This window comes from Pedobacter jeongneungensis, assembly GCF_000633455.1.
Lineage (GTDB): Bacteria > Bacteroidota > Bacteroidia > Sphingobacteriales > Sphingobacteriaceae > Pedobacter > Pedobacter jeongneungensis_A.
Genome location: NZ_AYMG01000006.1, coordinates 84,366 through 99,778, shown reverse-complemented (window position 1 = coordinate 99,778; position 15,413 = coordinate 84,366). Strand labels below are relative to the sequence as shown.

The following is a 15,413-nucleotide window of genomic DNA, read 5'->3' as shown; positions in this document are numbered from 1 at the left end:
GGCTTAACCAAATTTAACTAACAACCAACGCTGTGGGCAAATCTGATATCAACCATCCGATAGCCAACAGTAAATATTAACCAAACCAACCATGAAACAAAAATTACTTTTATTAAGCACAGTGCTTTTAAAGTTTAGGAGAATGTATGGGCATTTTTTGTCTGTATGCGAGAACCGACAGAAATGGATAACTGTATTTCATTAATGCTTGTCTTTCAAGTTTATTAAAATCAATATCCCTAAACAATCAACTCCTAAAATTTATGAACCTGTTTACACTTAAAAGGCATTGCCTGATGCCTGCACTTGCGCTGCTGTTTTTTAGCTCCTGCAAAAAAGACACTTACACCTCTGATGTTTTTGTAAAGAAACAATGGAAGGTAGACCTCTCTGCCACGAAAGTTTTGCCCGCCATTAGCGGCAGAACAGACCATGCGGTAGCAATGGTATACCTGATGGATAACATGGAAGTGCATTACGATATCTATTTCGATAAAACACTCGAAAATAATGATGCTCCCGGAAATGCCAAAATCTACCTCGGTACCGAAACTACTTCGGGTACAGTTTTTATCGATTTAAAAACACCTGCATTTAATGCTAACCGCGAAACTTCGGGTTCGGTAGCGGTTGATGCCGCAACAGCCTCAAAACTGCAGAGCGAAAAAATATACCTGCAGATTTCTTCTACCCAACAACCCAATGGCCTGGTGCGCGGACAACTTAATTAATAGGAAACCAAAACCAAATAAAATGATTAAAACAATTACTTTTCAAAATCAGGTGCCGGGTTTCAGAACATTATGGATAGGCTGTTTGCTTTTTGCACTGGGCAACAACATGTTGTATGCCCAAAAAATAAGCGACTCGCTGGTAAAAGATTCTGTGATGGCAAAACTGCCCGTACAAGACAGGCATATAGACCAATGGTTTAAAACCATTTCCAAACTCCGCAACGTTGCCGGTACCACCACCATTTATAACGAAGATGTAAATACCACGCCGGTATCGGATGTTACCAATGCCATTGCCGGAAGAATCCCGGGTTTATACAGCAACAGAAGCTCGGGCCGTACGGGTCCGCTGTTCGATGTTTCTTCTTTTACACTTCGTGGTCAGTCGCCACTTATTGTGGTTGACGGGGTAGTACGTTCGTTTACAAGTTTCAATTTGGATGATATTAAAAGCATTACTGTATTAAAAGATGCGGTTTCGGCCAATATGTATGGTTTGAGATCGTCGGGAGGTATTGTGTACATCACTACAAAAGATAAATCACTAGAAAAACCTTTCGAACTCAATTTTTCGGCACAATACGGTGTGTTGAACCAGTTTAAAAGACCAAACTTTATTACCGGTGGCAACTATGCCGAACTGTATAACGAAGCACAACAGAATACTTTCCCTGGTGCTGTCCCAACCTATCCGGCCGATGTAATTGCTGCCTATAAAAATGGAACCAATAATCCTTTTTTACAGCCTAATAACGATTGGTACAACAGCATTTATAAAAAGAATGCCGCACAGCAGCGTTATGCCATCAATGCGGCTGGAAATGGGAAAAACTACCGCTATTATACCTCTGTAGAGCATTTCAGCCAGGACGGAAACTTTATTTCTGGTCCGGATAACAGCTACGAAACCACCAATTATTACAAGCGCTATAATTTAAGAACAAACGCACAGATCGATTTTAACGATAATATCCAGCTGGGACTAAACATTTTTGCATCGATAGAGAATAGTAACGAACCCGGCAGTTTGGCTTCGAACATCATGAACAATATTTATCAGACTTCGCCGCTGGGTTATCCTGCAAAAAATCCTGATGGTAGTTATGGTGGTAGCAGTCAGTATAGCAATAATATTTTGGCTAGCACGCTCAGTTCGGGTTATAATAGTTTTAACGAACGTTCTTTAAATGCCGATGTAAGTTTAAAATTTAAGCTGGATGACCTAACAAAAGGCTTATGGGCCAAGGGGTTGCTTTCGATTAATAATTATTACCTGCAAACGATTTCACGGAGCAAAACATTTGCCATTTATTATCCAATCACGACCAGCACTGGTACCAGTTATACAAAGGTGGGCAGCGATGGAACCATTATTGCCAATAGTGGTGTGCCAACTTTGGGTACGCAGAACAAACAGACTTTTGTTAACGGATTGCTGGGTTATGATAAAACCTTTGGTAAAAGTACTTTGAATGTGCTGGGTACCTTTAACCTCACCAATCTGATCGATTCTTATACCCAGCTCAACCAGATTTATCAGAATGCAGGTATTAGTGCCAATTACGATTTCGATCAGAAATACCTTGCCGAAGTTTCGATGGTTTACAGTGGTTACAACCGCTATGCACCTGGCAAAAGATGGGGCTTTTTACCATCAGCAGGTTTAGGATGGATACTTTCTAAAGAAGATTGGTTTAACAATAAAGTGGTTAATTTCTTAAAAATACGTGGGAGCGTGGGCGAAACCGCCTGGGCCGATCCGGGGAATTATTATACCTATTTACAGAATTATACCATCGGATCAACAGGTTATAACTTTGGTGCTACGGCTACAGCCGTTTCGGGAAGTTTAGAAAACGCCCTTAAAAACCCAAACATTACCTGGGAGAAAGCTTTAAAGTTGGATGCGGGGATTGAAGCACAGTTTTTAAAGAACCGTTTAAACGTAGAGGTTAATTATTACAATAATAAATTTACCGACGAGCTGATTACGCCAGCAAATGGTTATGCTTCGGGCATTATCGGCCAAACCTATCCAACAGTTAACGGCGGGAGTACCCGATACAATGGGTTAGAAGCATCCGTTCAGTTTGCCGATCATGGAAAGGAATTCTCCTACTTCGTTAAAGGTAATTTTACCTATGCCAAAAACAAAGTGATCAGCAGGCAGGAAGGCAATTATCCTTACCCGTGGATGTATAGGGCAGGACAACCCGTTACCACCTTCGGTTACGAGGCCATCGGCTTTTACCAGGTAGGTGAGGATATCAGCAAAACCGCCAATATCCCTGGTTATACACCAAGTCCGGGCGATATTAAATACAAAGACTTAAATAACGATGGGGTAATCAACTTTTTAGATACCAAAGCGCTTAACACCAGGCCAATCCTTTCTTTCGGCTTAAACTTTGGCTTTGCTTACAAAGGTTTTGATTTTAATGCATTGGTAGAGGGTAGGTTGCCACGCGAAATTTATTACAATCCATCGTCAATGCTGGCCTTTAACAACGGTTATGGTTATGTACTCGATTATACTACGGAGAATCGTTGGACGCCTCAAAACCCGGTAAATGCAACGCTGCCACGTTTAACGCTTGGCAACAATACCTACAATACCCAAACTTCTAGCTTTTGGTACAGAAGGGCCGATTTCATCCGACTTAAAAACGTAGAAATAGGCTACACGGTACCGGTTAAATTATTGGCGAGGGCAAAAATAAGCAACCTGCGGTTTTTTGTTAACGGTTATAATCTCCTCACCTGGAGCAAACTCGATTATTTCGATCCAGAAACAGGTTTGTCAGGCTTTGCCAACTACCGCATTATCAATGGTGGTTTATCACTTAAACTATAAGCGTATCCAAGATGAAGAATTTTAATAAAATTACCCTAATATATGCCCTGTTTGCCATTCTAATTGTTAATGGGTGCAAAAAAATGATCGAAGACGGACCTTTGGAAAATGCCAGTAAAGACCTGGTATTCGATCCAACCGATTCGCTTGGCATTCATGCCGAGGCTTTCCTCAACAATACCTACTCGAGTTTACCAAGTGGTTTTAACCGCATATCGTCCAACATGCTCGATGCTGGTACAGATGATGCCATTCCATCTTCAACCTCTGCACAGGTGCAGTTCTATTCGAACGGTGCCTTTAACCAGGTAGCTTTGCCCGATAACACCTGGGATGCCAATTATGCGGGCATCAGAAAGGTGAATATTTTTCTGGCGAATATCGATCAGGTGCCCATTAAAACCGCGGGATTTAAAAAACGATTTAAGGCAGAGGCACGTGCATTAAGGGCCATGTTTTATTTCGAACTGATTAAGCGCTGGGGTGGCATACCCTTAGTTGGTAACCGGGTTTTCGAGCTCAACGATCAGGTAAACCTTCCGCGCAATAGCTATCAGGACTGTGTAAACTACATTATTGCCGAACTTGATGCCGCGATGCCCGATCTGTTGGGGCCAAATGCAACCAGCGGCTATACCACCATCTATTTTGGTCGCTTTACCCGCGGTGCTGCCATGGCATTAAAATCGAGGTTACTGTTATACGTCGCAAGTCCTTTAAACAATGCCGGTAACGATGCCGCAAAGTGGAGTGCGGCTGCATTGGCAGCCAAAGCGGTGATGGATAGTGTAGCAGCAGGCAAATTTGTTTATGCTTTATCAACTTCTACAGCAACCGCCCATTATACCACCGTCAATATGAGCGCGCTGGCCCCGTCTGCTTCATTAACCAATTATGTGGCAGGGGTAAATAAATTTTTAAACGTATTTTCTTCCAGGTATAATGCCGAAATCATATTGCCTTATTTGAGGGGTACTACCACCGATGTAGAGCAGAATAACGAACCTGTGGGATATACCCGCCAGGGACAGGGATTAACCAACCCCACCCAGGAACTGGTTGATGAGTTTGAAACTTTTGCCGGTAAAACCATTCGGGAAACGGGTTCGGGTTATACGCTCGCCGCACCCTATTATGACCGCGACCCGCGTTTGGCCGGAACGGTTTCGTTTGATGGCTTATTCTGGCTTAACCGTAATGTGCAAACTTATGATGGGGGCAAAGACAGGCCCAAAGGATATGGAAATGCCGTATCGGATGAAACCAGAACAGGTTATTACCTGCGTAAATTTATGACGGGCACCACCAGCGAAAGTGCCTATACCGCACAAAACCACAATTTTCCGATTTTCAGGTATGCAGAAATCCTCCTCAACTTTGCCGAGGCCCAAAATGAGGCTGTAGGTCCGGATGCTGATGTCTATAAAAGCATCAACGCGATTAGAGCAAGGGTAAATATGCCGGCTTTACCAACAGGCCTTACCCAGCAACAGATGCGCGACCGTATCCGCCACGAGCGTAGGGTGGAAATGGCTTTTGAAGAACAGCGTTTCTGGGATATCCGCCGCTGGAAAATTGCCGAAAATGTACTCAACGGAACATTACATGGAATTAAAGGTACACTAAACGGTACCACAGTAAGCTATTCCATTGTTACAGCAGCGCCTACCAGGTTCGAAGCGGCTAAAATGTACCTCTATCCAGTACCATTTAAAGAAATGGCATCCAACAGCAACATGGTTCAAAATCCAAACTGGTAGCTAACAAACAACATGATGAAAAGATTTTTAACATATATCATATTATTATCGGCCCTTTTGGTGCAAACCGTATACGGGCAGGTAGGAAAAACGGTTTCGGGTATAATTTCCGATAACCGCGGCCCGATACCCGGTGCCAGCATTTACGAAAGGGAAGCTACGGCTAATGGCACTACTTCCGATCAGGATGGAAAATTTACCTTGCGACTTAAAGGGGCGAGCGGCGTACTGATTATTAAATCGGTAGGTTATTTAACCAGAGAGATCGGAACAGGGAGCAGAACGAGTGTAAATATTACCCTCGAAGAAGATGCCAAAGGACTGGAAGAAGTAGTGGTATTGGGTTTCGGTGAAAAAGCCAAAAAAATAACCAATACGGGTGCGGTAAGTTCTATTTCGGGTAAAGAAATCAGACAAAGTCCTACGGCGAGTATCCAGAATTCATTAGCAGGTCGTTTGCCTGGGTTTTTCTCTCAACAGAGAAGCGGTCAGCCCGGTAAAGATGGTGCCGCTTTTCAGATCCGCGGGATCAGTACCTACCAGGGAACCACTACACCTTTGATTATCGTTGATGATATTGAAGTAACTGCCGATCAGATCAATATGCTCGATCAGAATGAGATTGAAAGTTTAACCATATTAAAAGATGCTTCTACCACCGCTGTTTATGGTGTGCGTGGGGCCAATGGTGTGGTAGTGGTGCGTACGCGCAGGGGAGAATCGGGCAAACCACAGCTAACTTTCAGACAGGAAACCGGTTTAACCCGATCGGCCGTAAATTTTAAAACCAACGATGGTTATACTACGCTAAAGATGCTGAACGAGTACACTACCGAGCAGTACATGGATCCGGCTACACAATACCCTAAATTTTTTGGAGGAAATAACCTCGAGCATTATCGTTTGCAGGATGATCCATACAATTATCCGTTTGTAGATTGGTGGGATGAGCTGACCAAAAATTTCAGTATGCAAAACCGCAGTAACTTCGATATTAGCGGGGGTACCCAAAAAACCAAATACTTTGTTTCGCTGGGTTATTTTAGTCAGGGTGGGATGTATAAAGATTTTACCAAAGATGAAGGTTATAATGGCGATTACCAGTTCGATCGTTACAATTTTCGCTCTAACGTAGATTTGGATCCCAATAAAAACCTGCACATCCGTTTCGATTTATCCGGCAGGTTTGGCGTAACCAATTCGCCCAACGATTCGCCCGGAAACGGTGGTGCGCCAACCCTGCAATACTTGTGGAACGGGCAATTATCTGCTTTTGGTTTTCCGGCCTATAATGCCAATGGTACTTATGGCGGTTCTACCAGCGGCTCGACAAAAATAAACCCAATAGCCAATTTAAGATGGTCGGGTTATAGCCGCGATTATACCAATAACCTTGGTTTTGTAACACAAGTAGATCAGAAACTGAATTTTATTACTCAGGGACTAACTGCGAACGTATTATTATCATGCGCCAGCGATTATAGCTTTAACCGTTCTTTAAAAAGAAGTTCATCAGAAATTCCTACGTATTACTATGATGCCAATACCAGTAGTTACCAGCCTGTGGTAAACAATCTATACCGTTTGGGCAAGTTAACCAGAAGTGGTGGTTATACCGGATCGAACCGTTTAACCAACTTACAAGCTTCGTTAAAATATAACAGAAGTTTTGCCAACCACAACGTAAATGCTTTTGTATTGCTTAACCAGACTACAAAAACAGAAGAAACGAGTGCTATTGCCTACGATCCTTACAATGTAAGGGGCATTGTTACCTCTTTCAGTTATAACTACAAACAAAAATACCTGTTCGATTTTAAAGGTGCCTACAATGGATCCGATAAATTCCAGTCGAGCAAAAAATACCAGTTTTTCCCTGCCGTAAGTGTGGCTTACAACATCAGCGAAGAGCCGTTTTTTAAGAACAATATCAATTTTGTTGATAATTTAAAATTCAGGGGATCTTATGGTATCGTGGGTAACGATGGTATCGGATCTTCCGTATATTCTTACGAAAAAACTTACGTAGGTGGAAGTGGAAAAGGCTATATTTTTGGCGAAACAGGCAATACCACTTACGGTGGTTTAATTGAACCTACTTTGGCCAATACTGAAATTACCTGGGAAACCCAGCGCGATGCCAATATCGGATTAGAACTCAGGATGTTTAAAGGTCGTTTGGGTTTAAATGTAGATTTTTACAAAAAACGCAGAGAAGATATTTTAACACAGCGTGCATCTGTTGCTGCTGCATTTGGAGCCTCGCTGCCCTATGTAAATCTGGGTATTGTTGATAATAAAGGTTACGAAGTAGAGCTGACCTATAAAGACAACCTGTTCTCGAATAAACTTTCTTATTTCGTTAATGCGCAAATCAGTCATTCCGAAAATAAAGTGATTTTCCGCGATGAAGGTGCTGTACGCTACCCTTGGTTAGGTTTAACAGGTAAGCCTGTAGGTGCATTGTTTGCTTACCAGGATGCAGGGCTTTACCAGTCACTGGCCGATTTATATAACAGTCCTAAGTTGATTACCGCCACACCATTAAGCAATTTATCGCTTGGAGGCATTAAACTGGTTGATTTAAATGGCGATGGCATTATCGATCAGTACGATTTAGGTTATATCGGTACCAATCAGCCCGAATATATTGCCGGTTTAAGTTTTGGGTTCTCGTACAAAAACTTCGATTTCAGTACCTTGTTTCAAAGTTCATTCAAATATTTCATCAATATCAACCGTGGTGTAATCGGTTATAGCCGTCCCGAAAACCAGTCTATTCCATATAACCTGGGCCGTTGGACACCCATTACCCGTCAGGATGCTACCTTTCCGGTACTGGCAGGCAGTGGTTCACAGAATGGTGTATTTTCTACCTATTGGACTAAACGCGGAGATTATATCCGTTGGAAAAACGTAGAAATCGGTTACCGTTTACCTACTTCTTTTGCCAAAAAACTACACATGAACAATATCAGGGTATATGCAAATGGTTATAACCTCGGCCTGCTTTACACGGCACTGCCTGTATTTATCGATCCCGAATCGGTTACTGGAACGGCTACTTCTACAAACCTTGGCGATGTGAACGAATACCCGCAACAGAGCATATTCAATTTTGGGATCCAGTTTGGACTATAATTCTAAAAGATAAAGAAATGAGAAGAAAATTTTATATCATCAATATCATTGTATTAACGCTATTTAGCCTTGCTGCATGTAAAAAATCGAGCTTTTTGGATAGGAAAACAGAAACTTTAACCGAGGATAAAGTTTTTGCAGATAGTGCGCTTACCATTGGTTTTGTAAACGATATGTATGCTTATACAGGGCAGGATATTGTTTTGCAGCGAGCAGGTTATATTACTACCTCGGGCAGTAACGATTGGGCCTGTTTTGATGAGCAAACCAGTTTGGCTTTAAGTTATTACAGTACGCCACAAACCGGGGTAATTCAGGGTACTTATACGGCTTCTAATTATTCGCTGAACAACTATTGGACCACCTATTATAAAAAAATCAGGCAGGCTTCCTTGTTTTTGCAGAATATCGGTAAAACACCTATTTCCGCAGTGCGTAAAAACAGGTTAATTGCTGAAGCGCGTTACCTCAGGGCTTTCTTTTATGTTGCATTAATCCGTTTTTACGGGGGAGTGCAATTAATGCCCGATGTTCCGCTCAATGCCGAAGATATTTTAATATCCAAACGGAATACCTATAAAGAATGCGTTGATTATGCCGTTACCGAACTGGACGAAGCTGCAAAAGCTTTGCCCAATGCCTTAGCGCAGGAAGCCGCCGAGTACGGACATGCCACCAAAGGTGCTGCGCTTGCTTTAAAAGCAAGGATGTTATTAACCGCTGCAAGCCCTTTGTTTAATGGGAAATCGCACAGTACCGATGCTACCTTGTTACCTTATATTACCTATTCGGCAAGCTACAATGCAGCACTTTGGCAAAAAGCAGCCGATGCACTGAAAGCGGTGATCGATCTGCCAGATTATGCATTGGTAGAAGATAATGTAACCCGCCCGGGACATGGTTTCTGGAAAATGTTTATCAAAGGCAGAAAAAACTCCGAGGTAATTACGCCTTTTGTGGTTTCTTCTGGAGCGGTGAGTTTTTTGGGTGGTACAAACTTCGAATCTTACCGTTTTCCAAGAAGCCGTCAGTCTACCACTTATACTTTTTGCAACCCCACTGAGTTTGCAGTCGAAAATTTTGGTACAAAAGAAGGTAAGGCCATTGATGACCCTACATCAGGCTATAACCCCAATAATCCCTATGTAAACCGCGATCCACGTTTTTATTTCTCGATTATTTACAACCAGGCACCTTTATGGAAAAGCGGTTCGGGTACTACCTTGGTTCCGGTTGATATTTATTTTAACAAGGCCACAAATGCATTGGCAGCAGATGGTATCCAGGCCTATTATACCAAAACAGGTTATTATTCGAGGAAAATGGCCAATGATTCTACGGGTACATCGGCCAGTATTGAAAGATGTTTGCCAGTAATCCGATTGGCAGAAATGTATATGGGGTATGCGGAAGCATTAAATGAGTTGGGGCAAACGGAACAGGCGGTTTCATGGCTGATTAAAATCAGGAAGCGTGCAGGGATCACCGCGGGACCTGACAGCCGTTATGGCATTATTGGAGGCATATCACAGGCTGCATTTAGGACACTCCTTCAAAAAGAATCGGTAGCTGAGTTTTTCTCTGAAGGCCACTTTTGGTACGATACCCGCCGCTGGCGCACCGCAGAAATAACGGAAAGCAAAAATATTATGCAAACCTATATTTCAAAAGAAACGAACGGAACATTTACTTACGATAGAACAAAGCTGGCATTATCGGTTAACTGGCAACCACGGGCTTACCTGGCGCCAATACCACAAACGGAAATTGATAAGTCAGCTACGCTATTGCAGAACCCAGGATGGTAAGAGCGTTTTAAGTCCGATTAACCAATATACAATGAACCCAACAACCAACATCAGAACACTCGAGCCCATTATATTCTACTCTGGTAAACAGGATGAATTACAGATTTTTTTAAGCGAAACCGAATTTGGCGAACTGATTATTATTTCACTTTCTGATGATCAGCTTTTGGTGAAAGAGGTATTATTAGAAGAAACCAACGAAAAACTCGAATGGAAACAGGATCATAAGGGGCTGCGGATTTCAGTACCCGAAGGTTTAGAGATAAAGGGAGGGAATATGGGGCGTGCATTGAAGGTAACGTTTTAGGCGGAAGAGTCGTCATTGTGAGGAGGAACGACGAAGCAATCTTTCCTGCCAGCGATTCTTATAAAAAAGATTGCTTCGTCGGCTGAAAAAGCCTTCTCGCAATGACGACTCTTGGAGATTTACACATCGCCCCGGAACTTCTCTGTCACTAATATTGATTTTTATGCAACAAGTTATTCCTCGAAATGACGGAAATGCATGACCAATAAACCAATTGCAAGTGAACGAATGAACTATTAACCAATAAACAAATGACAAGTGAACGAATGAACCATTGACTAATGAACCAATAAACAAATCAACCATAAAAACCATTAACAATGAAAAACAAAAAACAACTTTGCTTTGCCTTGCTGCTAACGATTTCGAGCGGCATCTTAATGAGTAGCTGTAAAAAAGCTCAGGTTTCAGAACCAGAAACCAACCAGGCAAAATTAACCAAATCGACGCTAAGCACAACTACTACGCCTGGCTTTGTAACCAATACCAAAAACCTCAACATCGTAATGTTTGTGCCAACTGATAATCCGGCACTTCCTGATTACAAAACCAGGTTGACGACATTGTTTACGCATTTTCAAAATTGGTTCCATACCGAAATGTTAAGGTACGGCTATGACAAATATTTGGGTTTAGCCAGGGTTGATTCAACCAACCTTATTAAATTTATAGAGATTCCTGCCGCAGGACCACAGGCAGATTATCCTTATGATTCGAGCATATCGGGAAGCAAAATTCTGAATGAAATAAATGCCTACAAAGCTACTCACGCGTCAGAATTTTCAAATTCTTCTCACATGCTCATTTTACTGCCACAGCGAACCGATGGAGGCGGGCAACCATTTTACGGATTGGGCAAAAATTGCTTTGCACTGGATAATGTAAACATGGCGGTTGATAAAATTCCTAACCCTAACTCCAATTATTTGGGTGGAATGCTGCATGAACTTGGTCATGGCTTAAACCTTCCGCACGATCATGCCAAATACGCTTCAGAAGAGCCTACTTTGGGTACTTCTTTAATGGGATCCGGAAACGTAAGTTTTAGCAAAGGTCAGCCTACATTTTTAACCGGGGTTGATGCCGCCATTTTAAACCGCAACGAGGTTTTTCAAAATCCATTACCCATAGAAATACCTTACGAAAGTGCTACCACTACAATTAATGCCAATGCAACTTTTAACAGCACGTCTCAGTCCTTCAACTTATCGGGTAGTTTTACAAGCAATAAGGAAGTTACCGATATTTTAGTTTATATGGATCCCAATGTAAACAGCGAGGGAACAGGCGTGAACAAAGATTACAATGCAGTAACCTGGAGGTTTACACCCGGAACAGGAAATACTATTGCCGGAAGCATTCCATTAAGCGAACTTTATTATAAAAATAATGAGCCCTATGAATTAAAGGCCAAACTTTTGCTTAAAAACGGAAACGTAATTACCCAAACTTATACTTTCTCCTTTTTAAATGGTGTACCACAGATTGGCGCAAACGGTTCTGCTAAATTTTACCAGAACGCCAGTTATGGAGGTTATGGCATATCATTACCTGTTGGCCAGTACACCACCGCCGATTTGATCAGCCGTGGCATAAGCAATAATGATGTCTCATCTGTTAATGTAGGTTTAGGGGTGAAAGTGATTATGTATGATGGAGATAACTTTACCGGAAGCAGCATTGAGTTAACCTCTTCAAGCAGTTACGTTTCTACTTTTAACGATAAAGCATCATCCATAAAAGTGATTGCCCTTTAATTTTTTTATGCTTAAAACAGACTTATATTTAATGTTTCAAACCCTAAAACAAAAATGAGAAAACCGCTTTTTTTAAGTCTGTTATTTGTACTGTTTGTCCAGCTGTTGTTTGGACAAACAGTGCAAAATAGTGCATTGGAACAGTTTAAGGAGGAAAAATTTGGTATGTTTTTACATTGGGGACTATATGCCCAAACTGCGGGCGACTGGAAAGGCCATAAAGTTAAAGGTGGAGAGCATTTTATGCTTTATGAGCGTATCCCCGTACAGGAATACGGAGCTATTGCCAGTCAATTTAATCCGATAAAATTTAATGCAGATGCATGGGTAAAACAGGCCAGGGAAACAGGCATGAAGTATATCGTTTTTACGGCCAAACATCACGATGGTTTTGCGATGTACAATTCGGCCAGTAGCGATTATAACATTGTAAAACGAAGTCCCTTTAAACGCGATCCGATAGCCGAACTTGCCAAAGCCTGCAAAAAATATCAAATTACCCTTTGCCTTTATTATTCTTTGGGCAGAGATTGGCAAGATCCCGATGTGCCCACCAACTGGCCGGTAAAAGCGGGCAGGAGCAATACCTGGGATTACCCCAATGAAGATGCAAAAGTGTTTAATAGCTATTTCGAAAGAAAGGTTAAACCACAGATTACAGAATTGTTAACCAACTACGGCCCGATTGGCGTACTATGGTTCGATACCCCCGAAATGATCAGTAAAAAAGAAAGCGACGAACTTAAAGCTTTAGTTAATAAACTGCAGCCAAACTGTTTGGTAAACAATAGAATTGGAAATGGATATGGCGATTTTTCCATTTCAGAGCAATCATTAACGCCATCATCAAAAAAAGCATGGGAATCCTGCTTAACCATTGGGCAGAACTGGGGCTACAACAGGCACGATAGTGTTTGGAAATCGCCGGAAGTATTGATCCGTCACCTGGTGGAAGTGGTTGCCAATGGTGGTAATCTCTTATTAAATGTCGGCCCTAAAGGCGATGGAACTTTTCCTGATTGGGCAACCGAAAGATTAAAAGCGGTTGGTAAATGGATGGATGTTAACCAGGAAGCTATTTACAATAGTCATCCCTGGTTGGCTGTAAAAGAAAATACCAGGGAAATAAAAGACAATGTCAGTATCGAAGAAAGTAAAAACGCCATTAAAGATGCTGTTTTTGATGGCACGCCCAAAAATATCGTCCCCGACGTGTATTATACCAGCAAAGATAAAGTGGTATATGCTTTTTTAAGAAGCTGGCAATCAACACATGTAACGCTCAAACAGGTCAGTAAAGATAAAATTAGCATTAAAAATATTGAACTATTGGGCAATAAAAACAAAGTTTGGTGGGAGGTTAACAATCAGGAACTGAAGCTTAACCTACCTGAAAATTTTAAAAAAAGAAGTCAGATTCCGGTTTATGTATTAAGAATAACAACCAATTAATGAGGTTTATATATATATCAATTATACTATTTGTTTATGCGTCTGCGCAAGCACAGCAGCAAGCAACTATTATTCCTAGGCCTGCAAATTTTGTAAACGGTACCGGGTTTTTTAGCCTGAATAATAAAGTAACGATCGGTGCCAATAACGAGAAATTAAAAGCAGTTGCTTATTATTTTCAGAACGAATTATTAAGTCAGAAGGGAATTACCATTCAGCAAAAAAACAGCTCTGCCGATATTATGCTGGTGTTAAAACCAGCGAAGAAAAATGCAGATTCAAACGCTTATCAGGTCAGCATTAAACCTGATCGGATCACCGTTTCTGCTTATCATGCCCGGGGTATTTTTTATGGAATGATTTCGGTGCTTCAGCTTGTGTTAACCAGTAAAAACAATCAGCTTCCCGTTGCCGAAATAACGGATGCACCAGCTTACGGTTGGCGGGGTTTTATGTTGGATGAATCGCGCCATTTCTTTGGTAAAGAAAAAGTGAAATCGATTTTAAACTGGATGGCTTTTTATAAACTCAATACTTTTCACTGGCATTTAACTGATGAGCCTGCCTGGCGTTTGGAAATTGAAAAATATCCAAATTTAGCACTCATTGGGGGCATTGGCGATTACCTGAATCCTGATTTGCCTGCACAGTTTTATACACAGGCCGATATTAAAGAAATTATTGCTTATGCTGCAGAACGTTATATTCAGGTTATTCCGGAGATCGATATGCCCGGACACGCAACGGCGGCCAATAAAGCCTATCCCGAATATTCCGGAGGTGGTTCGGCAGGGCATCCCGAATTTACCTTTAATCCCGGACAGGAGAAAACGTACACTTACCTCACTGATATTTTAAAAGAAACCAATGTGCTTTTTCCTTCAGGATTAATTCATTTAGGTGGCGATGAAGTGAGTTTTGGTAATGAAAAATGGAATACCAATCCGGATATTTTAAAGCTTCGCGAGCGCGAAAACCTGAAAGACAATGCTGCGGTAGAACATTATTTTATGAAACGTATGGCCGATTCCTTATATCAGCTCAATGCAAAAGCCATTTTTTGGGACGAAATGGCAGATGCCGATCTTCCAAAAGATAAAACCATGATATTCTGGTGGCGACAGGAAAAACCTGAACAACTTCGTACTGCTTTAAGCAAAGGCTACCAAACCGTTTTATGCCCAAGATTACCATTGTATTTCGATTTTGTTCAGGACAGCACGCACCAATATGGCCGGAAATGGAATAAATTGTATAACCCGATTGAGCAGGTTTATGCTTTCGATGCAGCTTCTTTTATGTCTAATGCACAACAAAAACAATTGATTTTAGGTATTCAAGCCAACCTTTGGACAGAAACCGTAGATAATAATGCCCGTTTGGATTACCTGCTTTTTCCGCGGATTGCGGCCCTGGCCGAAGCTGCCTGGACACCTCAGAACAAGAAAGATTTTAAAGCTTTCAGCACTAATTTAAATCAACATTTAGCCCTGTATAATAAAGCTGGATTGTATTATTATGATCCTTCAAAAGCATTGCTGCACCCCGAAATTCCGGTGAAAAGAAAGAAACCATTGAACTATAAAGATTAATACGCACA

Annotated in this window: 9 protein-coding genes; all 9 read left to right on the top strand. The window is 41.6% G+C overall.

Translation table 11 applies throughout. The annotated features are described in order from the left end of the window. Nucleotides 1-263 precede the first annotated feature (263 nt). On the top strand, nt 264-731 hold the full coding sequence (locus U859_RS0105280) for a CHRD domain-containing protein (RefSeq protein ID WP_084153024.1): 468 nt from the start codon (nt 264-266) through the stop codon (nt 729-731). Nucleotides 732-753: 22 nt separating this feature from the next. Beyond that, the gene (locus U859_RS0105275; RefSeq protein ID WP_162799870.1) at nt 754-3,588 is read left to right on the top strand and encodes a SusC/RagA family TonB-linked outer membrane protein; all 2,835 of its coding nucleotides are present in this window, start codon (nt 754-756) and stop codon (nt 3,586-3,588) included. Nucleotides 3,589-3,599: 11 nt separating this feature from the next. Then, on the top strand, nt 3,600-5,348 hold the full coding sequence (locus U859_RS0105270; RefSeq protein WP_025142378.1) for a RagB/SusD family nutrient uptake outer membrane protein: 1,749 nt from the start codon (nt 3,600-3,602) through the stop codon (nt 5,346-5,348). 12 nt (nt 5,349-5,360) lie between these two features. Further along, complete coding sequence (locus U859_RS0105265) at nt 5,361-8,489, top strand: SusC/RagA family TonB-linked outer membrane protein (RefSeq protein ID WP_084153022.1); 3,129 nt, start codon at nt 5,361-5,363, stop codon at nt 8,487-8,489. A gap of 17 nt (nt 8,490-8,506) precedes the next feature. After that, on the top strand, nt 8,507-10,297 hold the full coding sequence (locus U859_RS0105260; RefSeq protein ID WP_025142376.1) for a RagB/SusD family nutrient uptake outer membrane protein: 1,791 nt from the start codon (nt 8,507-8,509) through the stop codon (nt 10,295-10,297). 31 nt (nt 10,298-10,328) lie between these two features. Further along, a complete protein-coding gene (locus U859_RS0105255) occupies nt 10,329-10,604 on the top strand; it encodes a hypothetical protein (protein WP_025142375.1) in 276 nt (91 codons plus the stop codon). 320 nt (nt 10,605-10,924) lie between these two features. Then, a complete protein-coding gene (locus U859_RS0105250) occupies nt 10,925-12,361 on the top strand; it encodes a hypothetical protein (protein ID WP_162799869.1) in 1,437 nt (478 codons plus the stop codon). A gap of 54 nt (nt 12,362-12,415) precedes the next feature. Beyond that, nucleotides 12,416-13,813, top strand: a complete 1,398-nt coding sequence (locus U859_RS0105245) for an alpha-L-fucosidase (protein ID WP_025142373.1) — start codon at nt 12,416-12,418, stop codon at nt 13,811-13,813. Then, nucleotides 13,813-15,405: a beta-N-acetylhexosaminidase gene (locus U859_RS0105240; RefSeq protein ID WP_025142372.1), complete on the top strand. Its 1,593-nt coding sequence runs from the start codon at nt 13,813-13,815 to the stop codon at nt 15,403-15,405. The genes U859_RS0105245 and U859_RS0105240 overlap by 1 nt, the downstream gene beginning before the upstream one ends. The last annotated feature ends 8 nt before the right edge of the window (nt 15,406-15,413 follow it).

Bases quoted from the DNA above. Each gene is read 5' to 3' on its own strand.
- U859_RS0105255 (WP_025142375.1), top strand. From the start codon at position 10,329: ATGAACCCAACAACCAACATCAGAACACTCGAGCCCATTATATTCTAC.
- U859_RS0105265 (WP_084153022.1), top strand. From the start codon at position 5,361: ATGATGAAAAGATTTTTAACATATATCATATTATTATCGGCCCTTTTG.
- U859_RS0105245 (WP_025142373.1), top strand. From the start codon at position 12,416: ATGAGAAAACCGCTTTTTTTAAGTCTGTTATTTGTACTGTTTGTCCAG.
- U859_RS0105260 (WP_025142376.1), top strand. From the start codon at position 8,507: ATGAGAAGAAAATTTTATATCATCAATATCATTGTATTAACGCTATTT.
- U859_RS0105280 (WP_084153024.1), top strand. From the start codon at position 264: ATGAACCTGTTTACACTTAAAAGGCATTGCCTGATGCCTGCACTTGCG.
- U859_RS0105275 (WP_162799870.1), top strand. From the start codon at position 754: ATGATTAAAACAATTACTTTTCAAAATCAGGTGCCGGGTTTCAGAACA.
- U859_RS0105240 (WP_025142372.1), top strand. From the start codon at position 13,813: ATGAGGTTTATATATATATCAATTATACTATTTGTTTATGCGTCTGCG.
- U859_RS0105270 (WP_025142378.1), top strand. From the start codon at position 3,600: ATGAAGAATTTTAATAAAATTACCCTAATATATGCCCTGTTTGCCATT.
- U859_RS0105250 (WP_162799869.1), top strand. From the start codon at position 10,925: ATGAAAAACAAAAAACAACTTTGCTTTGCCTTGCTGCTAACGATTTCG.